23 protein-coding genes and 1 pseudogene are annotated in these 21,329 nt (G+C 70.3%); 3 read left to right on the forward strand and 21 right to left on the reverse strand.

Annotation, left to right across the window (positions count from 1 at the left end; translation table 11 throughout):
* Positions 1-44 precede the first annotated feature (44 nt).
* Positions 45-1,400, reverse strand: coding sequence for an IS256 family transposase (locus ACTMMA_RS06680; protein WP_441189501.1), 1,356 nt, complete (start codon positions 1,398-1,400; stop codon positions 45-47).
* Positions 1,401-1,505: 105 nt separating this feature from the next.
* On the opposite strand from ACTMMA_RS06680, the pseudogene ACTMMA_RS06685 reads away from it, so the two are divergent.
* Positions 1,506-1,952: pseudogene (locus ACTMMA_RS06685) on the forward strand (integrase core domain-containing protein); the annotation flags it as partial.
* Between the two features lie 5 nt (positions 1,953-1,957).
* Here ACTMMA_RS06685 and ACTMMA_RS06690 read toward each other — a convergent pair.
* Positions 1,958-2,638 carry an HAD family hydrolase gene (locus ACTMMA_RS06690; protein ID WP_441189334.1) on the reverse strand — a complete coding sequence of 227 codons (681 nt, stop codon included), beginning with the start codon at positions 2,636-2,638 and terminating at the stop codon, positions 1,958-1,960.
* 66 nt (positions 2,639-2,704) lie between these two features.
* On the opposite strand from ACTMMA_RS06690, the gene ACTMMA_RS06695 reads away from it, so the two are divergent.
* Complete coding sequence (locus tag ACTMMA_RS06695) at positions 2,705-3,562, forward strand: PAC2 family protein (RefSeq protein WP_441189335.1); 858 nt, start codon at positions 2,705-2,707, stop codon at positions 3,560-3,562.
* Positions 3,563-3,591: 29 nt separating this feature from the next.
* Here ACTMMA_RS06695 and mshC read toward each other — a convergent pair whose 3' ends face one another.
* The 6 genes from mshC to ACTMMA_RS06725 all read right to left on the reverse strand — a co-directional run bounded on the left by mshC (position 3,592) and on the right by ACTMMA_RS06725 (position 8,471).
* Positions 3,592-4,866, reverse strand: a complete 1,275-nt coding sequence (mshC, locus tag ACTMMA_RS06700; protein WP_441189336.1) for a cysteine--1-D-myo-inosityl 2-amino-2-deoxy-alpha-D-glucopyranoside ligase — start codon at positions 4,864-4,866, stop codon at positions 3,592-3,594.
* Between the two features lie 61 nt (positions 4,867-4,927).
* A complete protein-coding gene (locus ACTMMA_RS06705) occupies positions 4,928-5,740 on the reverse strand; it encodes an SCO1664 family protein (RefSeq protein WP_441189337.1) in 813 nt (270 codons plus the stop codon).
* Positions 5,718-6,269: a DUF3090 family protein gene (locus ACTMMA_RS06710; protein WP_441189338.1), complete on the reverse strand. Its 552-nt coding sequence runs from the start codon at positions 6,267-6,269 to the stop codon at positions 5,718-5,720. The genes ACTMMA_RS06705 and ACTMMA_RS06710 overlap by 23 nt, the downstream gene beginning before the upstream one ends.
* A 10-nt stretch (positions 6,270-6,279) precedes the next feature.
* A complete protein-coding gene (locus tag ACTMMA_RS06715; protein WP_441189339.1) occupies positions 6,280-7,020 on the reverse strand; it encodes an MSMEG_4193 family putative phosphomutase in 741 nt (246 codons plus the stop codon).
* Positions 7,020-8,072 (reverse strand): LLM class F420-dependent oxidoreductase, encoded by a 1,053-nt coding sequence (locus ACTMMA_RS06720; protein WP_441189340.1) that lies wholly within the window; start codon positions 8,070-8,072, stop codon positions 7,020-7,022. The genes ACTMMA_RS06715 and ACTMMA_RS06720 overlap by 1 nt, the downstream gene beginning before the upstream one ends.
* A 3-nt stretch (positions 8,073-8,075) precedes the next feature.
* Positions 8,076-8,471 (reverse strand): hypothetical protein, encoded by a 396-nt coding sequence (locus ACTMMA_RS06725; RefSeq protein ID WP_441189341.1) that lies wholly within the window; start codon positions 8,469-8,471, stop codon positions 8,076-8,078.
* 52 nt (positions 8,472-8,523) lie between these two features.
* Here ACTMMA_RS06725 and ACTMMA_RS06730 point away from each other — a divergent pair, with 52 nt between their 5' ends.
* A complete protein-coding gene (locus tag ACTMMA_RS06730) occupies positions 8,524-8,739 on the forward strand; it encodes a DUF5703 family protein (protein ID WP_441189342.1) in 216 nt (71 codons plus the stop codon).
* 16 nt (positions 8,740-8,755) lie between these two features.
* Here the strand turns inward: ACTMMA_RS06730 and ACTMMA_RS06735 are convergent, their stop codons facing one another.
* From ACTMMA_RS06735 to ACTMMA_RS06795, 13 genes are all read right to left on the reverse strand, one after another.
* The gene (locus tag ACTMMA_RS06735; protein ID WP_441189343.1) at positions 8,756-10,120 is read right to left on the reverse strand and encodes a M20/M25/M40 family metallo-hydrolase; all 1,365 of its coding nucleotides are present in this window, start codon (positions 10,118-10,120) and stop codon (positions 8,756-8,758) included.
* Between the two features lie 24 nt (positions 10,121-10,144).
* Positions 10,145-10,489 carry a hypothetical protein gene (locus tag ACTMMA_RS06740; RefSeq protein WP_441189344.1) on the reverse strand — a complete coding sequence of 115 codons (345 nt, stop codon included), beginning with the start codon at positions 10,487-10,489 and terminating at the stop codon, positions 10,145-10,147.
* Entirely contained in the window at positions 10,489-10,953 is a 465-nt protein-coding gene (locus ACTMMA_RS06745; protein WP_441189345.1) for an SRPBCC family protein, read from the reverse strand. The genes ACTMMA_RS06740 and ACTMMA_RS06745 overlap by 1 nt, the downstream gene beginning before the upstream one ends.
* Positions 10,954-10,957: 4 nt before the next feature.
* Positions 10,958-11,812 (reverse strand): FAD binding domain-containing protein, encoded by an 855-nt coding sequence (locus tag ACTMMA_RS06750; protein ID WP_441189346.1) that lies wholly within the window; start codon positions 11,810-11,812, stop codon positions 10,958-10,960.
* Positions 11,809-14,346 (reverse strand): xanthine dehydrogenase family protein molybdopterin-binding subunit, encoded by a 2,538-nt coding sequence (locus ACTMMA_RS06755; RefSeq protein ID WP_441189347.1) that lies wholly within the window; start codon positions 14,344-14,346, stop codon positions 11,809-11,811. The genes ACTMMA_RS06750 and ACTMMA_RS06755 overlap by 4 nt, the downstream gene beginning before the upstream one ends.
* Entirely contained in the window at positions 14,343-14,846 is a 504-nt protein-coding gene (locus ACTMMA_RS06760; RefSeq protein WP_441189348.1) for a (2Fe-2S)-binding protein, read from the reverse strand. Before ACTMMA_RS06760 ends, ACTMMA_RS06755 begins: the two co-directional genes overlap by 4 nt.
* A gap of 99 nt (positions 14,847-14,945) precedes the next feature.
* Positions 14,946-15,122 carry a hypothetical protein gene (locus ACTMMA_RS06765; RefSeq protein WP_441189349.1) on the reverse strand — a complete coding sequence of 59 codons (177 nt, stop codon included), beginning with the start codon at positions 15,120-15,122 and terminating at the stop codon, positions 14,946-14,948.
* On the reverse strand, positions 15,119-15,559 hold the full coding sequence (locus ACTMMA_RS06770) for a hypothetical protein (protein ID WP_441189350.1): 441 nt from the start codon (positions 15,557-15,559) through the stop codon (positions 15,119-15,121). Before ACTMMA_RS06770 ends, ACTMMA_RS06765 begins: the two co-directional genes overlap by 4 nt.
* Complete coding sequence (locus ACTMMA_RS06775) at positions 15,556-15,939, reverse strand: hypothetical protein (protein ID WP_441189351.1); 384 nt, start codon at positions 15,937-15,939, stop codon at positions 15,556-15,558. The genes ACTMMA_RS06770 and ACTMMA_RS06775 overlap by 4 nt, the downstream gene beginning before the upstream one ends.
* A complete protein-coding gene (locus ACTMMA_RS06780) occupies positions 15,936-16,781 on the reverse strand; it encodes a slipin family protein (RefSeq protein ID WP_441189352.1) in 846 nt (281 codons plus the stop codon). Before ACTMMA_RS06780 ends, ACTMMA_RS06775 begins: the two co-directional genes overlap by 4 nt.
* 4 nt (positions 16,782-16,785) lie before the next feature.
* Entirely contained in the window at positions 16,786-17,541 is a 756-nt protein-coding gene (locus tag ACTMMA_RS06785) for a hypothetical protein (protein ID WP_441189353.1), read from the reverse strand.
* Positions 17,538-19,973 carry a nitric-oxide reductase large subunit gene (locus ACTMMA_RS06790; protein ID WP_441189354.1) on the reverse strand — a complete coding sequence of 812 codons (2,436 nt, stop codon included), beginning with the start codon at positions 19,971-19,973 and terminating at the stop codon, positions 17,538-17,540. The genes ACTMMA_RS06785 and ACTMMA_RS06790 overlap by 4 nt, the downstream gene beginning before the upstream one ends.
* 220 nt (positions 19,974-20,193) lie before the next feature.
* Complete coding sequence (locus ACTMMA_RS06795) at positions 20,194-21,327, reverse strand: XdhC family protein (RefSeq protein ID WP_441189355.1); 1,134 nt, start codon at positions 21,325-21,327, stop codon at positions 20,194-20,196.
* Positions 21,328-21,329 lie beyond the last annotated feature (2 nt).

Consider the following 21,329-nt stretch of genomic DNA (forward strand, 5'->3'; position numbering starts at 1 on the left):
GAGCTTGTCAAGATGTTTGTGTAAGTGATGTGGGTCACATTGGGTTAGAGGTAGGCGTTTACGCGGTCGGGGTAGACGAGGGCGAGCTCGCCGAGGGCGGCTTTCCAGCCGGTGACGGTGGCGCCTTCGACCAGGCGGGGCACGGACTTTCGGTCTTTGCCTTTGCCGGCCTGCTTGGCTCGTTCGCGGGCTCGTTTGTCCTCGATGTTCATGATCGCCAGCCAGAGCAGCTTGATCACGGCTTCGTCGCTGGGGAAGTGGCCGCGGTTCTTGATGATCTTGCGCAGCTGGTAGTTCAGCGACTCGATGGAGTTGGTGGTGTAGATGACCTTGCGCAGCGCGGGCCCGAACGCCAGGAACGGGGTGAACCGGTCCCAGGCGTTCTCCCAGGTCGCGACCGCGGCCGGGTACTTCTTGCCCAGGTTGGAGTCGGCGAAGGTGGTCAGCGCCATCAGCGCGGCGTCCTCGTCGGGGGCGGTGTAGATCGGGCGCAGCATCGCCGCGACGGCCTTGCGGTCGGTGTAGGACACGAACCGCATCGAGGCCCGGATCAGGTGCACCACGCAGGTCTGCACCATCGCGTGCGGCCAGGTCGCCTCGATGGCCTCGGCCAGGCCGGCCAGCCCGTCGCAGCAGACGATGAGCACGTCCTTGACGCCGCGGTTGGCCAGCTGGGCGCACACGCCGGCCCAGAACTTCGCGCCCTCGGTGGCCTGGACCCAGATACCCAGGACGTGCTTGATGCCGTCCATGTCGACACCGACGGCGATGTGCGCCGAGCGGTTGGTCACGTGCGCGCCGTCGCGGACCTTGACCACCAGGGCGTCGAGGTAGATCACCGGGTAGAACGCCTCCAGCGGGCGGGACTGCCAGGCCTTGACCTCCTCGAGCACGGCGTCGGTGACGTTGCTGATCGTCTCGTGGGACAGCTCGGTGCCCAGCGTCGCGGCCAGATGATGCTGGATGTCGCGCACCGTCATCCCGCCGGCGTACAGAGAGATGATCATGTCCTCCAGCCCGCCCAGGCGGCGGGCGCCCTTGGGCACCAGCGCCGAGGAGAACGTGGAGTTGCGGTCCCGGGGCTGGTCCAGGGCGATGTCGCCGACCTCGGTGCTCACCGTCTTGGGGGTGGTGCCGTTGCGGGAGTTCCCCGAACGTCGGCCGGCCGCGTCGCCCTTGGCGTACCCGAGGTGGTCGGTCAGCTCGGCTCCCATGCCGCGCTCCAGGACGGTCTTGATCATCTCGGGCAGGAAGCCACCGGCCCCGGTCAGGGACACCCCGCGCTCACCGGTCGCCGCGAGCAGCTTGTCGACCAGCTCGTCGTCGAAGAACTCCTCACGCAGCCGGGCAGCCTCGGCCCGCTGGTCCACCTCGACCTGGTCCAGGTCCTCGGCCCTCATCTCGTCGTGCGTCATGCTCACAATCAATCTCCTTCTCGGTCGGAGACCCGGCACTTACACAGACCATCTGACACCTCCAAGGCCGCCGGTGCCCGTGCCGGGTACGTCTACCTGCACTCCGCGGTCGATGACCACTCCCGGCTGGCCTACACCGAGGAGCTCATCGATGAAAAGGGCGCGACCGCGGCCGGGTTCTGGGAGCGTGCTGTCAAGTTCTTCCGTCGGCACGGGATCAAGCGGATCCGGCGGGTCCTGACCGACAACGGCTCCTGCTACCGGTCGTTCCTGTTCAACGCGGCCCTGACCGTCAGCCGTACCCGCCACAAGTGGACCCGGCCCTACCGTCCCCAGACCAACGGCAAGGTCGAGCGGTACCACCGCACCCTGTCCCGAGAATGGGCCCGCAGCCGTGCCTGGTCCAGCAACGCCGAACGAGCAGCCGCTCTCCAAGCCTTCCTGGACCGCTACAACTACACTCGACCGCACACCGCACTCAAGGGCAGACCCCCAGTCAGCCGCGTCCCGAACACTGTCACCAACCTCGCGGCGTAGTACAACTAGGTCCTCGCCGTCGCGAGCCCCCAGAGGTCCTCCGGCCCGACCCCCTTGAGACTGTCCACCAGCCGCAGGCCCGGTCGGGCGTCGATCGAGACCATGTGCGGGATCCCGATCGTCGGCACCCCGGCGGCCACGGCCGAGGCGGTGCCGGTGGGCGAGTCCTCCAGCGCCACGCAGTCCTCAGGGTCGACCCCGAGGTGCGCGGCCGCCGTCAGGTAGGGCTCGGGGTGCGGCTTGCCGTGCGCGACGACGTCTCCGGTGATGACCGCGTCGAAGGTGCCCTCGGGCAGCGCCTCCTGCAGGACCTCGGCCAGGACGGTGCAGGACATGGTGACCAGCGCGCACGGCACCCCGCGCTCCTTCAGCCCGGTGAGGAGCTCGAGGGCGCCGGGCCGCCAAGGCATCTGCTCGGCCATCCTGGCGCGCACCCGGCCCTGGATCAGGTCGACGATCTCCTCCGGCGTCCCGGTCACGGGCGTCTGCGCCAGGATGATCTCCGCCGAGACCACCAGGGGGTTGCCGACCAGCTGCAGGCCCTGCTCGTGGGTCCACGTCCCGCCGAAGGACTCCACCAGGTCGGTCTCGGCCGCCATCCAGTAGGGCTCGGTGTCGATGATGGTGCCGTCCATGTCCCACAGGACCGCCGCAGGGAGCTGGGGGGACATCGGGGTGGGAGTCACGGATCCATCGTAGGAGACACGTAGGGTGGCCACACCGGTCCGACGGACGAGCAGGAGGCCTGGAGCATGTTGGAGTTCGCTGACGTCCCCGAGCTGCGGGACCTGGTGGTGATCGCGGCGTTCGAGGGATGGAACGACGCGGGCGAGTCCGCCTCGAGCGCGCTGGAGCACCTGCGCACTGTCTGGGACGCCGAGCTCATCGCCTCGGTGGACCCCGAGGACTACTACGACATGCAGGTCAACCGGCCCACCGTCGTCACCGTCGACGGGCAGCGGTCGCTGCGCTGGCCCTCGACCCGGCTCTACCTCGCGCGCAACAGCCCGCTCGGGCGGGACGTGCTGCTCATCCAGGGCATCGAGCCCTCGATCCGGTGGCGCAGCTTCAGCAGCGAGATCCTCGACTTCTGCTTCTCCCACAACCCCAGCCTGCTCATCACCCTCGGCGGGCTCCTCGCCGACGTCCCCCACACCCGGCCCATCCCGGTCAGCGTCTCCAGCGAGGACGACGGCCTGCGCGAGCAGGGGCTGGCCGAGCGCAGCACCTACGAAGGCCCCACCGGCATCATCGGGGTGATCTCCGAGCTGGCCCAGCGTCGTGGTCTGCCCACGATGTCGGCGTGGGCCGCGGTCCCCCACTACGCCGGCGGTCCGCCCTCCCCGAAGGCCACCCTGGCGCTGCTGGGTGCCCTGGAGGACCTCCTCGGCTGCGTGATCGACGACACCGACGTCACCGAGGCGGCCCGGGCCTGGGAGCGGGGCGTGGACGAGCTGGCCTCCTCCGACGACGAGGTGGCCGAATACGTCGCCTCCCTCGAGGAGGCCCAGGACACCGCCGAGCTGCCCGAGGCCAGCGGCGATGCGATCGCCCGCGAGTTCGAGCGCTATCTGCGGCGTCGCGGCGAGGAAGGTTCCCCCCGGGGCTGACGAGCCGGGCCGGAGTTCAGCTGGCCAGGTCAGCCGGCCAGGTCGACCCCGAGCAGCGCGTCCACGGCGGCCGGCACGGCGGGTGAGACCGAGCCGACCCGCACCGCCTCGCTCGCCCACGCGTCGACGGCGGCCAGCGCACCGGGAGCGTCGAGGTCCTGGGCCAGACGGGCCCGCACCTCCTGCACCGTGCGGGTCTCCCGCTCGCCGACCTCGAGGGCGTCGTCGATCAGCGCCGTGGCCGCCCGCCAGGTCTCCCAGCGCTGCTGCGCCCCGGCCAGGTCGGCATCGGTCCACTCCCAGGGCGTGCGGTAGTGCCGCGCCAGCAGCGCCAGCCGGATGACCATGGGGTGCACGCCCTCCCGGCGCAGCGTGGAGACCAGCACCAGGTTGCCCTTGGACTTGCTCATCTTCTCGCCCTCGTAGCCGACCATCGCCTGGTGGACGTAGGCCCGCGCGAACGAGTCCGGCCCGGCCACCGCGGCCGCCTCGACGGCACTCATCTCGTGGTGCGGGAAGATCAGGTCGGAGCCCCCGCCCTGGATGTCGAAACCGGGCCCGAGATGCTGCAGCGCGATCGTCGAGCACTCGATGTGCCAGCCCGGCCGCCCCTCCCCCAGCGACTCCCCCGGCCAGTGGGGCTCCCCCTCGCGGGCAGCCCGCCACAGCAGCGGGTCGAGCGGGTCCCGCTTGCCCTCGCGGTCGGGGTCGCCGCCGCGCTCGGCGAAGACCTCCATCATCTGCTCCCGCGTCCACCCGGAGACCTCGCCGAAGCTGGGCTGCAGGGACAGGTCGAGGTAGACGTCGTGCGCGTCGGTCTCGACGGCGCCTTCCTCCTGGGAGACGGGGATCCGGTATGCGGCTCCGCTCGCCACCACCTTCTGCACCGCGTGGACGTCGTCGGGGATGCCCTCGACGGCCCCGACGTAGTGGTCCGGTGCCAGGATCCGCAGCGCCTCCATGTCCTCACGGAAGAGGTCGATCTCGCCCTCGGCGAGGTCCTCCCAGTGGACGCCGTCGCGCTGGGCCCGCTCCAGGAGCGGCTCGTCGATGTCGGTGACGTTCTGGACGTAGCGGACCTCCAGGCCGGCATCGAGCCAGACGCGCTGGACCAGGTCGAAGGTCAGGTAGGTGGCGGCGTGCCCCAGGTGGGTGGCGTCGTAGGGCGTGATGCCGCAGACGTAGAGCCGCGCCTGCTCCGCAGGGTGCACCGTGCGCAGACCGCCCGAGGCTGTGTCGTGCACCGTCAGCGGCTCGCCGGAGCCGGAGAGTCGGGGCACGGACGGGGAGGACCAGGACTTCACGGGAGGAGCCTAGCCCCAGTCGGTGACAAGTCATTCATCACAGGTCGTTCGCCACGGCCCTTCACCACAGTGGCCAGGGCAGGGGGTAACGATCCGCCGGGGGCAGCGGCAGGCGTGGGTCGGCGAGCAGGTCGGTGCACCGCTGCCGCAGGACGTCCAGCTCGGTGCGGGACAGCAGCTCGGCCAGCGGTCCGTCGTCGGTGGCGGCACCGAGCACCGCGGCCACCTGCCCCTGCTCCTCCTCGGTCAGCGGCTGCCCGGCCCAGCCCCACAGGACGGTGCGCAGCTTCGGGTGCTCGTTGAGGCACAGCCCGTGGTCGAAGGCCCACAGCCGCTCCCCCACCTGCCCGATGTGTGCCGCCTTGCGGTCGGCGTTGTCCAGCACCACGTCCAGCAGCGCCAGGGACCGGAGCCGGGGGTCGTCGGCGTGCACGACCACCAGCGGCGCACCCGTCTCGTCCTGGGCCTCCACGATGGTCAGCCAGCCCTCGGTGACGTCGTCGGGCCGCAGCACGTCGACGAGGCCGCTCGCCGGCCGGGCGACGTCGTCGGCCTCCACCCACAGCTGGACCGAGCCGGGCCCCAGCGGACCGTCCCGCAGCACCGTGGGCGGCACGAGGTGCCAGCCGCCAAGCTCGCTGATCAGGTATGCGGCCACCTCCCTGAGCGCGAGCGTGCCGCCGGCGAAGTCGCGCAGGGGGCGCTCTCCCCGGATCGGCTTGTAGACGGCCCTGCGCCCGCCCGGGCCGTCGTCCGGCCCGAGCAGGTCGGCCAGGACGGTGACGTTGGAGGCCTCGCTGAGCACGCCGAGCGGGGCCAGCCCGGCCGTGCTCAGCAGACCGAGCTCGCCGTCAGCGCCGGTAGCCGTTGGCACGGGGGCAGATGTGTCCGGAGGGGTCGAGCGGTTGCCCGCAGAAGGGGCAACCCGGGCGGCCACCCTCCAGGGAGGCGGTGCACCGGCTGGCGAAGGCGCGGGCCCGGGGCGCGTCCAGGACGATGGCCAGCGACTGGGGAGGCAGGCCGTCCCACGGGTAGTCGCCCTCGGGGTCCAGGCCCATGAGGTCCTCGATGTCGGGGCGGTCGTAGGCCTCGATGACCACCCGCTCCCGCTCGGGCTGCCAGGCGATCGAGAGACGCTGCACCCGGAAGTCGTCGTCGAAGGGTGCGTCCAGCGGCGCGTTGTCCAGATAGGCCGCGGCGGCCTCCTCCGACCCTTCCCTCGGGGCGACCTCGTCGATGAGCTGGACGAGGGAGGTGCCCAGCAGACGGACCTGCTCCTTCTCCAGGGAGACGGTCGTGCGGCGGGCACCGTCGGTGGCCTGCACGAAGAAGGTGCGCTGCCCGGGCGGTCCGACGCTCCCGGCGACGCAGCGCTCGGGCGGGTCGTAGACGTGGTCGACCATGCCTCCCACCCTACGTCCCGGCGCCTCCGCCGACCGCCCCGTCACCGCTGGGCCCGTCGCCGCTCGCCTCGTCCGCGGCCAACCGTCCCACCAGGGCGGCAAGGTCGACCGCGCCCGTCCCGGTGTCGTTCATCCGCAGGACGAAGGGACGCGAGGGGGTCCGGTGCACGATGCTCAACGAGGCGGGATCGACCACGATCCGCTGGAAGTGGTCCAGGGGCGTGGCCAGGGCCTCGGCCAGGACCGCCTTGATGACGTCGCCGTGGCTGACCGCCAGCCAGACGGCGCCCGGCCCGTGCTCGGCCTCGATCCGGGCGTCGTGCTCCCGCACCGCGCGGACCGCCCGCTCCTGCATCTGGGCCAGGCCCTCGTGCTCGTGCTCCGGGTGGGCGGGAAAGACCACCTGGGAGGGGCGGTCCTGGACGTCCTTCCAGAGCGGCTCCTTCGCGAGGTCGTTCAACGACCGACCGGTCCATGCCCCATACCGTGCCTCCCCCAGGCCCTCCTCGGTGGTGAGGTCGGGACGCCGGTCCTCGGGGAGACCGGCGAGGACGAGCTCGGCGGTCTCCTGGCACCGCTGCAGCGGGCTGGCCACCACGGCGACCACGCCCGTGTCCGCCAGACGTCGCCCGACGCCGGCCGCCTGCTCCCGCCCCAGGTCGTCGAGGGCCACACCGGAGGTCCATCCGGCCAGGACCCCCGTGGCGTTGGAGGTGGTGCGCCCGTGGCGCAGCAGCAGGCAGATCGCCATCAGGTCAGCCGGGCGTGCGCGGCGACGGCGATCTCCAGCGCGTCCATGCGGGCGGTGAGGTCCCTGCCCCACGGTGCGACGGTGAGGGTGGTGATGCCTGCGTCCTGGTAGCGGCGCATCCGTTCGGTGATCCGGTCGACGTCGCCGAGCAGGGAGGTGTCGTCGACGAACTGCGCGGGGAGGGCCTCGGCGGCCTCCCCCCAGCGCTTGTCGAGGTAGAGGTCCTGCACCCGGTCGGCCTCCTTCTCGTAGCCCATCCGGCAGGCGAGCTGGTGGTAGAAGTTCTGCTCCCGGCTGCCCATGCCACCGACGTAGAGGGCCGGATAGGGGCTGACGGTGCGGACGCAGGCCTCCAGGTCGTCGCCGGTGGCCATGGCGACCGTCGCGCTGGTGTCGAAGGTGACATCGTCGAGGTCGGCGGGAGGCGGTTCGCGGCGGGCCAGGCCTGCCTCGAGGTGCCGGCGCTGCTCGGCGAAGTAGTCCGGTGCCACGAACACCCCGAGCCAGCCGTCGGCGATCTCGCCGGCGAGCTCGAGATTCTTCGGCCCGACCGCGGCCAGGTAGATCGGGATCTGACGGCGGTGGGTGTGGGTCAGCCGCAGGGCCTTGCCGGCGCCGTCGGGCAGCGGCAGGGTGAAGTGCTCACCCTCGTAGCTGAGGGGACGGTGCGACAGCGCGGTGCGCACGACGTCGACGTACTCGCGCGTGCGGCCCAAGGGTCGGGCGAACCGGACCCCGTGCCAGCCCTCGGAGACCTGGGGTCCGCTGACCCCGAGTCCGAGCCGGAAGCGTCCCCCGGACAGGCTGTCGAGGCTGACGGCGGTCATGGCGGTGGCGGCCGGCGTCCGCGCCGGGATCTGCATGACCCCCGCGCCGAGACCGATCCGCTCGGTCTGCGCCCCGACCCAGGACAGGACCGTGACCACGTCCGGGCCGTAGGCCTCCGCCGCCCAGAAGACGTCGACGCCGAGCTCGTCGGCGCGCCTGACCAGCGCCAGGTTGTCGGCGTCCCGCCCCTGCCCGAAGAAGCCGCAGCTCAGGCCCAGGCGCACCGCTCAGCCCCGGGAGGACTCGGGGTCGGCAACCTCGTCGTCCTCGTCCTCGCCGTCCTCATCGTCGTAGTCGTCATCCTCGTCGTCATCGTCGAGGTCGTCGTCATCGTCCTCGTCATCGTCGTCGAGGTCGTCGTCCAGATCGTCGTCGTAGTCGGAGTCGTCCGCCTCGTCGTCGAGGTCGTCCTCGGTGAGGTCCTCGTCGTAGACGTCGAGGGGGGTGACCTCTCCGTAGGCGTCCATGAGGGCGTCGTCATAGGCCGAGAAGGTCTCGGCGACGTGCTCGTAGGCCTCGACGAGGTTGGGGTCCTCGTCCCCATGCTTGACCGCTGCGATCTCCAGGTGACGCTCGAGGGCAGCGACGAAGTCGGACAGGGCGGCGCGCGGGTCAGCGGTCATGGCCTGACCGTAGCGCGAAATCGTCCTCCGTGGCAGGTGTTATCGCACCGCGGTGCCGTCCGTGCCTATGCTGTGCCTCACCATGGTCGAGTACGAGTTCAAGGAGCTCACCTTCCACCGTGACCAGAGCCGGTCGGAGGTGCGTCAGGCCCTGACCGAGCACGCCGAGTACGGCCACTGGGAGCTGGCGCGGGTGCGTGTCTTCTGGGGTGGAGTCCGCAAGGTCGTGCTCAGGCGCAAGATCATCCGCGTGCGCAGGACGGCCTGACCTCGGCGGTCCGTGCTCAGCAGTCGGTGACCAGCTGCGCCAGGACCCTGGTGCCGAACCGGATCGAGTCCACCGGCACCCGCTCGTCGACGCCGTGGAACATCCCCACGAAGTCCAGGTCGGCCGGCAGGCGCAGCGGCGCGAAGCCGTAGCCGGTGATCCCCAGGCGGGACAGGTGCTTGTTGTCGGTGCCGCCGGAGAGGCAGTAGGGCAGCACGCGGGCCCCGGGGTCCTCCTTGAGCAGGGCCCGCTTCATCGAGTCGACGAGCTCGCCGCTGCTGGGTGCCTCGAGAGCCACGTCCTTGTGCTCGATCTCGACCTCGACGTGCTCCCCCGCCAGCTCACGGATGGTGGCCAGGAGCTCCTCCTCGTGGCCGGGCAGGAAACGGCAGTCCAGCGAGGCCGAGGCAGCCTGGGGGATGACGTTCATCTTGTAGCCCGAGGAGAGCATGGAGAAGTTCGAGGTGTCGCTGAGGGTGCCCTCGACGAACCTGCGGGCGCCACCGAGCCGGGTGAGCATCTCCTCGACCGACTCGCCGCTGTCCGAGCTCCACGAGGCGCCGGTGATGTCGGCCACGCCGTCGAAGAGCTCTCGGACCGAGGCGATGTAGGTCCGCGGCCAGCGGTGGGCGTCGATCCGGGCGATCGCCCCGGCGAGCCGCACGATGGCGTTCTCGTCGTTGGGGACCGATCCGTGGCCGGCCCGCCCACGTGCGTGCAGCCGGAGCCAGGCGATGCCCTTCTCCGCGGTCTGCAGCAGGTAGGCGCGGGTGTCTGCGCCGGTGATCTTGTCCGGCACCGTGATCGAGAAGCCGCCCACCTCGCTGATCGCCTCGGAGCAGCCCTCGAACCATTCCGGGTGCTCGGCGACGACGTGGCCCGCGCCCTTCTTGCCGCCGGCCTCCTCGTCGGCGAAGAAGGCCCACACGATGTCGCGCGGCGGCTTCTCCCCCGACCGGGCCAGCTGGCGCAGGTTCGCCAGCAGCATCGCGTCCATGTCCTTCATGTCCACCGCGCCACGGCCCCAGATCATGCCGTCCTTCTCGACCGCCTCGAAGGGGTCGACGGACCAGTCCTTGGCCTCGGCCGGCACGACGTCCAGGTGACCGTGGAGCACCAGACCGGGACGTGAGCTGTCCCGGCCCTCGGTGCGCACGACCACGCTGGCCCGCCCGGGGTCCGACTCGGTCAGCTGCGGGTCCAGGCCCACCTCCTGGAGCAGGCCCATGACGTACTCGGCGGCAGCCCGCTCACCCGGCCCGCTGCCGTCGCCGTAGTTGCTCGTGTCGATGCGGATGAGCTCCTTGCAGATCCGCACCGCCTCGTCCTCGGGCGTGGACGAGCTCGGCGTCGTGGACAGGGACAGTTCCGCGTCAGTCATGCACCTCAGGGTATGACGTCCGGTTCAGCTGTTGGGCTCGGCGTAGAGATCCAGGTGGTTGCACTCGCGGCACCGGAAGGCCCGCACGAGCAGGCGGGTGGCGCCCATGCTGGAGAAGCCGCCGAAGAAGCTGGTGTCGCGCGGCCCGTCCACCCAGCGCACATAGCCCCTCGAGGACTCACCGGTGTCGTCCAGGAAGCCCTCGGTCAGCATGCCGACCGCGCCGCAGGCGGAGCAGGTGGAGCGCGCCTTCTCCCACCCGGCAGCGCCACCCGCCCCGGCGCCATCGACGCCGGTGTCCCCGCCCACGCGCAGATAGCCGTCCCGCCCACCGTCGGAGGTGGGCGGGACCGTCGGCTCCTCGGTCATCAGGCCTCCTGGCCCCCGCCGGCCAGCTTGGACTCGACGCAGGCCACGAACTGGCCCAGCAGCTTGTCCGAGACCGTCTGCATCACGCCACGGCCGAACTGCGCCGGCTTGCCGGTGATGTGCAGCTCGGTGATGACGTCCACGCGCGTGCCCTCACCCTCGGGTGCCAGCTGCATGGTTGCGGTCGCACCGGCGTTGCCGAGGCCTCGCAGCCCCTTGCCGGTGCCTTCGATGACGGCCCGGTGTGCCTCGTCGTCACGCTCGAGGAACTTGCCGGTGCCGTCGTAGGTGACCGCGATCGGCCCCAGCTTGACCTTGACGTTGCCGGCGAAGGTCTCCTCGTCAGCCTCGGTGACCGTCGCACCGGGGAAGCAGCCACCCACGGTCTTGAGGTCGGTCAGCAGCGCCCAGGTGTCCGCCGGCGTGGCGGGCACGGTGAAGCTGTGGTTGAGCTCCATCGCCATGGGATCACGCCCCCGCCGCGGCCAGCACGGCCCGCCGGGTGAGGACGCCGGCCACGTGCCGTCGGTAGTCGGCCTGACCGTTCAGGTCGGAGGGCGGATCGGTGCCCTCGCCGACCTTGGCGCAGATCTCGCCGATCGCCTCCTCGGTCGCGGCCTGGCCGACCAGCGCCTCCTCCACGGCGCTCGCGCGCAGCGGGGTGTTGCCCATGTTGGTCAGCCCGACCTTGGCCTCGGCGATCGTCCCGCCCTCGGCGCGGACCGCCGCGGCGATGCCGATGATGGCCCACTGGTGGGAGACGCGGACGAACTTCTCGTAGTGGCTCCCCCATCCGGTGTGCTTGGGGATCACCACCGCGGTCAGCAGCTCACCGTCCTGCACGGCCGTCTCGAAGAGGTCCACGAAGAACTCCGAGGCGGGCACGGTGCGCTCACCGTCGGGTCCCTGGATGACCATCTGGCCCTCCAGCGCGAGCACCGGAGCACCCACGTCCCCGGCCGGGTCGGCATGGACCAGGGCTCCGCAGATCGTGCCGCGGTGGCGGATCTGGGGGTCGGCGATCTCCTGGACCGCCTTGTGCAGCAGCCCGAGGTGCTCCTGGACCAGATCGGAACCCAGCACGTCCTGGTATGTGGCGCCCGCGCCGATCCGGATCGCGTCACCTTCCTCGGTGATCCCCTTGAGGGACTCGATCCGGGAGATGTCGACGATGATCCCGGGTGCGTTGAGCCGCATACGGAGGACGGGCAGGAGGGACTGGCCGCCGGAGAGCACCTTGGCGTCGTCACCGTGCTCGGCGAGCAGGCCGAGGGCCTCCTCGACCGAGCTGGGGGCGGCGTAGTCGAACTGTGCGGGGATCATGCGTTGCCGCCTTCCGAGGTCGTGAGGGAGTCCTGGTTGCCGGCGCCCTCGTCGAAGTGGGGTTGTGCCGCGTCCTCGGTCTGGGTGTGACCGCCGGCGCCGGCGTCGTTGATGGCGCGCCAGACCCGCTCGGGCGTGCACGGCATCAGGATGTCGTTGATGCCCATCGGGCGGAGCGCGTCGACGATGGCGTTGACCACTGCGGGCGTGGAGGCGATGCAGCCTGCCTCACCGACACCCTTGGCGCCCAGGTCGTTGGAGGTCGCGGGTGAGACGGTGCGGTCGGTGACGAAGCTGATCGTGTCGGCCGAGCTGGGCAGGGTGTAGTCGACGAACGAGCCGGACACCAGCGTGCCCTGGTCGTCGTAGACCGCCTCCTCCCACAGCGCCTGGGCGATGCCCTGGACCAGGCCGCCGTGCACCTGGCCCTCGACGATGAGCGGGTTGACCACGTTGCCGATGTCGTCGACGCAGACGTAGGAGCGCATCGTGCTCTCACCGGTCTCGGTGTCGACCTCCATCGCGCACAGATGGGTGCCGTGCGGGAAGGAGAAGTTGACCGGGTCGAAGGTGGCGTCGGCGTCCAGGCTGGGCTCCATGCCGTCGGGCAGGTCGTGCGCGGCGAAGACGGTCAGGGCCAGCTGCGAGAGCGCGATGCCCTCCTGGTCCTCCCCCGCTCCCTTGACGGTGAAGCGTCCCTCGGCGAACTCGAGGTCGTCCTCGTTGGCCTCCAGCACGTGGGCGGCGAGTGGCTTGGCCTTCTCGACGACCTTCTGCGCCGCCTTGATGACCGCCTGTCCACCGACGACCAGCGAGCGGGAGCCGTAGGTGTCCAGACCCTTGTGGCTGATCTGGGTGTCGCCGTGCAGCACCTCGACGTCCTCGAAGGGCACGCCCAGCTGGTCGGCCACGATCTGGCTCCAGGCCGTCTCGTGGCCCTGGCCGTGCGCGGAGGAGCCGGTGATGACCTCGACCTTGCCGGTGGGCAGCATCCGCACCGAGGCGTGCTCCCACCCGCCGGCGCCATAGCTCAGCGAGCCCAGCACCCGGCTCGGTGCCAGCCCGCACATCTCGGTGAAGGTCGAGATGCCCAGGCCCAGCTGCACCCGGTCGTTGCTCTCCCGGCGACGGGTCTGCTCGGCCCGCAGCTCCTCATACCCGAAGAGCTCCTTGGCGCGGTCGGTGGCGGCCTCGTAGTTGCCCGAGTCGTACTCGAGCCCGCAGACCGTGGTGAACGGGAACTCCTCGTTCTTGATCCAGTTCTGCTCCCGCACCTCCATCGGGTCGCGGCCGAGCTCGGCCGCGAGCTCGTCCATGAGCCGCTCGATGGCGAAGGTCGCCTCCGGCCGCCCGGCGCCGCGGTAGGCGTCGGTCCAGGTCTTGTTGGTGAAGACGTTGGTGCAGGCGAAGTGGTAGGCGGGGAACTTGTAGATCGAGTTGAACATGAAGGCGCCCAGGATCGGCACGCCCGGCGTGACCAGGCCCAGGTAGGCGCCCATGTCGGCGAGCAGCTCGACCTTGAGGCCGGTGACGGTGCCGTCCTTGGTGGCGGCGAGCGTGAGCTTCTGCCACTGGTCGCGGCCGTGGTGGGCGGCCAGCAAGGACTCGCTGCGCGTCTCGGTCCACTTGCACGGCTTGCCGGTGTGCCGGGCCGCCAGCGTGGTGATGATCTCCTCGGGGGTGACCTGGAGCTTGCCGCCGAAGCCACCGCCGACGTCGGGTGCGATGACGCGCACCTTCGACTCCGGTATGCCGAGGGTCATCGCCAGCATCAGGCGCAGGATGTGCGGCACCTGGGTCGCGGACCACATGACCAGCTGCTCGCCGGTGGGGTCGACGACCGTGGAGCGCGGCTCCATGAAGGAGGGTATGAGGCGCTGCTGGCGGTACTCGCGCTCGATGACGATCCCGTCGGCGCGGGCGGCCTCGATCGCGGCGTCGGCGCTCTCGCCGGTGCCGGCCTCGGCCGAGTCGAAGATCCAGGTGGCGCTCCTGTTGGTGCCCAGGTCGGGGTGGGCCAGGGTCTCGTCCGCGCCGGCGGCCTTGAGCTCCAGGGCTGCCGGCAGCTCCTCGTAGTCGACGTCCACCAGCTCCGCGGCGTCACGGGCGGCCGCGGCGCTGCGGGCGATGACGACCGCGACGACCTCGCCGGAGAAGGCCACGCGGTCGACGGCGATGGCCGGGTGCGGCGGCGCCTTCTGGTCCTCGGTGATCGGCCAGGCGCAGGGCAGGCTGCCCTGCAGGTCCTTGACGTCCTCGCCGGTCAGCACGGCGTGGACGCCGGGCGACTCCGTGGCCGCCGAGCTGTCGATGCCGGTGATCCGGGCGTGGGCGTAGGGGCTGCGCACCATGGCCAGGTGGAGCATCCCGGGCAGCTGCAGGTTGTCGGTCCACTTCGTGCGACCCGTGATGAGGCGCTGGTCCTCCTTGCGGCGGCGGTCCTTGCCGACCTCGCGGCCGCTGAGCTCGTCGGAGGAGTCGGTGTCGACCCGCTCCTCCACCAGGTCCTCGACGGCGTCGGGGCTGATCGTCATGACTGGTCACCTCCGCTCGTGCTGGTCGCGGTGCTGCCCGCGCGCCCGCCGGCCGCCTGGAGGACGGCCTTGACGATGTTGTGGTAGCCGGTGCACCGGCACAGGTTGCCCTCTAGGCCGAGGCGGACCTCCTCCTCGGTCGGGTCGGGGTTCTCGGCGAGGAGGTCGGTGGCCTGCATGATCATCCCCGGGGTGCAGAAGCCGCACTGGAGCGCGTGGCAGTCGCGGAAGGCCTCCTGGACGTCGGTCAGCTGGTCGCCGTCGGCCAGGCCCTCGATCGTGGTGACCTCGCGGCCGTCGGCCTGGACGGCCAAGACGTTGCAGGACTTCACGCTGCGCCCGTCCAGGTGGACCGTGCACGCCCCGCAGCTGCTGGTGTCGCAGCCGACCACCGTGCCGGTCTTGCCGAGCTGTTCTCGAAGGTAGTGGACCAGGAGGGTGCGAGGCTCCACCTCGTCCTGGTAGGTCACACCGTCGACCTTCACCGAGATCTTCGTCATGCGGCTCCTCCATCACGGGATGCTGGACGTCACTGTCCCTCGTCATCCTGCCGTGACCCAGGTCACGCCGCAAGGGTTGCGCACCGAAAGATCGGCAGGTCAGAGCAGGATCATGCACCCCAGGCCGAAGAGGATGAGAAAGGCGAACAGCGCGAAGCTCATGAAGTTGTTCTCCGCGTCGCTGGGGGCGCGGTCCTCGGGCACCCAGTCGTCCACCCCGGCGGGTGCGGGCGGGGCGGGCGCGGCGGTGTGACGCGCGTCGTGGATGCTGCTCATAGCGCTGCTCCGATCCGGTTGAGCTCGGTGACGGTCGCGACCGTGAGGATCGCGAAGACGATGGTGATGAAGATGGTGTAGGTCCAGCGCCTGGGGTGGTCGGCCTTCCAGAAGCGTCGCAGGCTGATCACCCCGTTGACGGCGGCGAAGAGGCACAGGGCCAGCCCGACGGGAGCGGCCACCCAGCCGGACAGGCTCAGCAGCGGGACCAGGATCGGGACGGCGACATAGGTGATGATGCACCGGACGGCCGAGACCACCACCGAGATCCGGAAGGCGTGATGGGCCCCCTGGCTGGACCTGCGGTCGACCCCGTCGATCCCCAGCACCCGCCGCATGGCCCGGTCCGCGGTGGCGTCGGAGCGGAAGCCGCCGACGGTGGCCGCGGGGACGGTCCTCACCTCGCTGACCTCGTTCACCTCGCTCGCTGCGGTCACCGGCCCACCTCTTCCTCGCGGCCGTCCGCCTCGTGGACGTCTACCTCGTGGAGGTCTTCCTCGTGGACGCCTACCTCGGGGTCGCCTGCCCCGCGTGCGCCGCGGAAGAGGCGTAGCGCACCGATCGCGGCCGACAGCAGGCCGAGCGCCCCGATCGCCGATCCGATGAAGAAGCCCCAGTAGAGAGGGACCATCCGCGCCTTGGGATCCTCCGCGCCCATCGAGCTGCCGATGAGGATCCCGAAGAGGGGCGCGAGCAGCGCCACCACGATGCCGCCCGCGACGAACCAGAAGCCGGAAGGCGTGGGTACCAGGCGCACGGGTCGGCCGGGAGCTGCCGGGCTGTCGTCCTGCTCGGTCAGGGGCTGGGTGTTGGTCATCGGGTGTGCCCTTCTACGCGGTCGTCGACGACGGACATGCCGTTGCGGGAGGGAGAGATCGGGGATGTGGGCTGCTCGGCCTGCTTGCCGGAGGAGACGCGGTCCAGGGCGCCCATCAGCGGGCCGACGATGTCCATCGGCAGCGGGAAGACGACCGTGGAGTTCTGGTCCGCGCCCAGCTCGAGCAGGGTCTGCAGGTAGCGCAGCTGCAGCGCCGCGGGTGCCTCGCTGAGCGTCTTGGCCGCGTCGCGGAGCTCCTCGGAGGCCTCGAGCTCGCCGTGGGCGCTGATGACCTTGGCGCGGCGCTCGCGCTCCGCCTCGGCCTGGCGGGCCATCGCCCGTTGCATCATCTCGGGGATCTCGACGTCCTTGATCTCCACCACGTCGACGTTGACGCCCCACGGCACGGCCTGCTGGGCGATCGACTGGTAGAGGTCCTCGTTGAGGTCGGCGCGGTGGGCCAGCAGGGTGTCGAGGTCGGCGCGGCCCACGACCGAGCGCAGCGTCGTCTGGGCGAACTGCGAGGTCGCGACGGCGTGGTTCTCCACGGCCATGACCGAGCGCACCGGGTCCGACACCTTGAACATCACCACGGCGTTGACCCTGGCGGTGACGTTGTCCCGGGTGATGACCTCCTGGGGAGGGATCGTCAGGGTGACGACCCGCTGGTCCACCCGGACCGACCGGTCGAAGAAGGGGAGCATGAAGACCAGGCCCGGTCCCAGCGCTCCCCGCAGCCGCCCGAGCCGGAAGACGACGAGACGTTCGTACTCGCGCACCACCTTGAGCGAGGCGATGAGCAGCGCGACGAGCAGCACCGCGACGACGATGGTGATGATCATCCAGCTAGGCATTCTCCTGCACCTCTCTCTGGTCGGAGGGATAGCGGTCGGAGGCAAAGCGCTCGGAGGCATAGCGGTCGGAGGCATAGCGGGTCCGGCCCAGCGCGAGCGGCACGGGCCCACCCGGCGTCTCCAGCTCCGCCCGCCGGTCCGATCCGTAGGTGGTCCGGCGCCGCTGCAGCGCCTCCAGCGCCGCGGTGCGCTCCTCGAGGTTCTCGTCCAGCGACTTGAAGAGCACCCCTTCGGGGTCCACGGGGCTGTGCCGCAGGTGCGACCACAGCGGCACTCCACCCAGACCTACGAGCAGGGCGGCACCCAGGAGCAGCACCTGGCTTGTCCAGCGGTCCACGGTGAGGGCCACGACCACGGGGAAGACGACGGCCAGGACTGCGACGGAGCAGGCGATGCCGCGATGGAAGCGCGCCGACTCCGAGGAGGGCCAGGCATCCACGGCCCGCCCCAGCTCACGCCCGTCGTCGGTGCTGGTGCAGCTGTCCTTCACCGGGCAGGAGTTGCAGACGCTGGGGCGACCGCGATAGCGCATCACGCGGTTGTCGGGGTCGAAGGACTGCGGCCACAGCCACTGGTCCTCGGGGCACAGCCACGCGTCGTGGTCCTCGTGGTAGGTGAACCCGCGCGTCTGGTGCTCCTCGTTGGCCGTGTGCGCGCGCCTGGCCAGCAGGTCGATGCCGTAGGCGATGACCAGCAGGACGAGTGCGTAGCCGCTCCCCAACCACGCGGGGAGCTCGATCGCGCTCACGACGTCGACCCCTCCTCACCGTCGCGCCGGTCCGAGGCGTAGCGGCTCGGGGGCAGGCTCCCGGCCTCCTCGACGACGGGTGCCCCGACCGGCTCGGCCACCCGGCCGGTGCGGTCGGCATGCGCCGCGGCGCTCTCGACGACGAAGAGGGTCTCGGGCTCCATCCGGGTGACGGTCGGCTTGATGCCGTGCCGCACGCCGAGCCAGGTGATCCAGATGAAGGGCAGGATGCCGGGCACGAGGAAGAGGACGTCACCAGGCATCCGCATCCACTCCAGCGCCACGTTGCCGGGCTGGGTGATGTAGGCCAGGGTGCGCGCCTCGTAGTAGCCCTGGCTGACCGACGCCCACAGCTGGAGGGTCCCCAGGGGCAGCAGGGTGGCGAACATCATCCAGCCCAGGCCGATGTTCAGGGACCAGAAGGAGAGACGAGCGAGCTTGTCGGGCCACCGGTCCGGCGGGATGATGTAGCGCAGCGCGAAGAGCGCCAGGCCGACCGCGAGCATCCCGTAGACACCCATCATGGCCCCGTGGGCATGGTTGGCCGTCAGCGCCGTGCCGATCTGGTAGTAGGACACGATCGGCAGGTTGACGAGGAAGCCGAAGACACCGGCGCCGAGGAAGTTCCAGAAGCCGACGGCGACCAGGAACATGACAGCCCAGCGGTGCGGGAAGGGCGCGCTGGAGCGCGACTCCTGTCGAGCACCGAGCTGCAGGAAGGTCCAGGCCTCGATCGTCAGGAAGGTCAGCGGGATGACCTCGAGCGCCGAGAAGACCGCGCCCAGGGCCATGTGCTCGACCGGTGTGCCCGAGAAGTAGAGGTGGTGCATCGTGCCGATCACGCCACCGGCCGAGTAGAGGATCACGTCCAGGAAGATGATCTGGATCGCGATCTTGCGGCGCACGACGCCGAGCATCACGAACAGGTAGGCCACCATCACCGTGGTGAACAGCTCCAGGAAGTCCTCCACCCACAGGTGGACGACCCAGAAGCGCCAGAACTCGGCGACCGTCAGGTGGACGGTGTTCATCGCCAGCAGGCCCACTGCGTAGAAGGCCGGGATCGCCAGCGCCGCGTAGGTGAACAGCCACGGCATGTTGAACTTCGACTCGGTCCGCAGCCGCGAGCGGATCGCCCGCACGATGATGAGGAACCACAGGAACAGTCCGATGGTCAGCAGGATCTGGAAGAACCTGGGCAGGTCGAGGTACTCCCACTGCTGGGAGAAGAAGATCGAGTCCTTGGCCCAGTCCAGGCCGTAGATGCTGACGGCAGTCCCGCCGAGCATCCCGACGACCACCAGCGCCAGGGCGCCCAGCAGGCCGTAGGACAGGTAGTGCTGCCCCTTGGGCTCGCGGCCGGAGATGATCGGCGCCAGGAAGATGGCCGCGGCCAGGAAGGTGGCGGCCGTCCACAGCAGCGAGAGCTGCACGTGCCAGGTCCGGGCGAGGTTGAACGGGAAGATCTGCGCCAGGTCGAAGCCGAAGAAGCCCTCGAGCTCCACGCGGTAGTGCTCGACCGAGGCGCCGACGGTGGCCTGGATGAGGAAGAGGATCGAGACCACGAGGAAGAACCAGGCGGTGGACTTCTGCGCCTTGGTGATCCCGACCTCGCCCGGCTGGAGGAAACGCAGGCTGGTGGTGCCGTTGCCCTTCCATCCCAGGTTGGCGCTCCACCGACCGTAGAGAGCGAAGAGGATGCCCAGGCCGGCCAGCAGGGCGACCAGGGATATTCGGGACCACACGAGGATGTCGGCCGTGGGGTGGTTGTTGACCCGCGGCTCGGGAGGCCAGTTGTTGGTGTAGGAGTACTCCAGTCCTGGCCGCTCGGCGGCGCTGGCCCAGGCCGTCCAGCTGAAGAAGGCGGTCAGCTCGTGGATCTCCTGGGGATCGGTGATCTTGTTCGGCACGAGCCCGTGACTGGTGGTGGGGTCGCCGAAGAACTCCGCATAGTGCTGGGTGATCTCCTCGAACGCCGCGACCTGTTCCTGGGTGAAGACCAGCGTCCCGGTGTCGGCGTCGTAGCGGTTGGTGCGCAGCATCTCGGCGACGGCGGCCTTGGGGTCCTGGACGCCCTCGGTCGTGAGTTGCTCGAGGATGTTCTCGCTGCTGAGCCGCAGGTACTCGGCCGTGTAGTCGGGGCCGAGGTAGGCGCCGTGGCCGACGATCGAGCCGTACTGCTGCAGGCCGCGGGTCAGGAAGATGTTCTGGCCGCTGGTGATCTCCTCACCGGTGTAGAGGACCTCCCCCTGTTCGCTCACCACCTCCTGCGGTTGCGGCATCGAGGCCGTGTAGGTCCGGTAGGCCAGGACCCCCATGACGAAGAACCCGAAGATGAAGACGAGCGCGACGCCCTGCACCCACCCCTTCGAGATCGCCAGCTCTTTGCGGGGCTGCGGTTGCTGCCCACGCCTGTCGTCGATCATCACCATGGGCAACCACCCTCCGCCGGTCGGTGCTGCAGCACTCGGATTTGCTACAACAGTCGACCCAAACAAATGGGCCGTACGGGCGAGAGTAGACCCATGCGGGAGTCAGTGGAAGAGGTTTGGCATTCCTTTAAATTCTGGACCCGCTGATACCGGGGATTCTTTGCCAATTCTTTACCTTGATCAGCGGTTTCGCACCCGACCTGCCCGTCCCGAAGGTCGTTCAGCCGTGCGGGTGGATAGGGCCCTGAGTCTCGCGCAACGGCTCTCCGCGGCCGCCCCAGCGGTCGGAGATGATCTCGGCGGCCACGCTCACGGCCGTCTCCTCCGGAGTCCTCGCCCCCAGGTCGAGACCGATAGGGCTGCGCAGCACGGCCAGCTGCTCCTCGGTCAGCCCTGCCTCGCGCAGCCGAGCCATCCGGTCCTCGTGGGTCCGCCGCGACCCCATCGCGCCCACGTAGGCCAGCGGCGGCGCGCCCTCTCCGAGCAGCACCTGCAGCAGCGGCACGTCGAACTTCGGGTCGTGGGTGAGGACGCAGGCCACGGTGCGTGAGTCCAAGGCCCCCTTGGCGATCTCGGCCTCGACGTAGCGGTGCGGCCAGGACACCACCACCTCGTCGGCATCCGGGAAGCGACTCTTCGTCGCGAAGACCGGTCGGGCGTCGCAGACCGTGACCCGGTAGCCCAGGAAGGTCCCCACCCTGGCCACCGCGGCGGCGAAGTCGATGGCGCCGAAGACGAGCATCCGGGGCCGGGGCGCGAACGAGGCGACGAAGACCCGCATACCCTCCCCGCGTCGTTCCCCGTCCGGGCCGTACTCCAGCGTCGCCGTCCGCCCCTGGGCGAGCATCCCTCGGGCATCGTCGGTCACGGCGTCGTCGGCGCGGCTGCTGCCCAGGGACCCCGTGGCGGGCTCCCCCTCCGGACGAATGACCCGTCTGGCCCCCACCCGTTGCGGGTCCGGATGGGCCACGACGGTGGCGACCGCGACCGGCCGCCCCGCCTCGATGTCGGCCGCGACCTCCCCCAGCTCCGGGTATGCGGCTCTGCTCACCTTCTCGACGTAGATGTCGAGGATCCCGCCGCAGGTCAGGCCGACCCCCATGGCCTCGTCGTCGGAGACACCGTAGCGGCGCAGCACGGGGTCGCCGGAAGCGATCACCTCGTGACCGAGCTCGTAGACCGCGCCCTCCACGCAGCCGCCCGACACCGAGCCGACCGCCTCACCGTCGGCTCCGACGAGCATCGCTGCCCCTGCCGGGCGGGGGGCGGACTTCCAGGTGCCGATGACGGTGCCCATCGCCACCTCGTCGCCGGCCTCCCACCAGTGCAGGAGCCGGTCCAGGACCTCACGCATGC

The sequence above is a fragment of the Ornithinimicrobium panacihumi genome (assembly GCF_052073805.1).
Taxonomy (GTDB): domain Bacteria; phylum Actinomycetota; class Actinomycetes; order Actinomycetales; family Dermatophilaceae; genus Ornithinicoccus; species Ornithinicoccus panacihumi.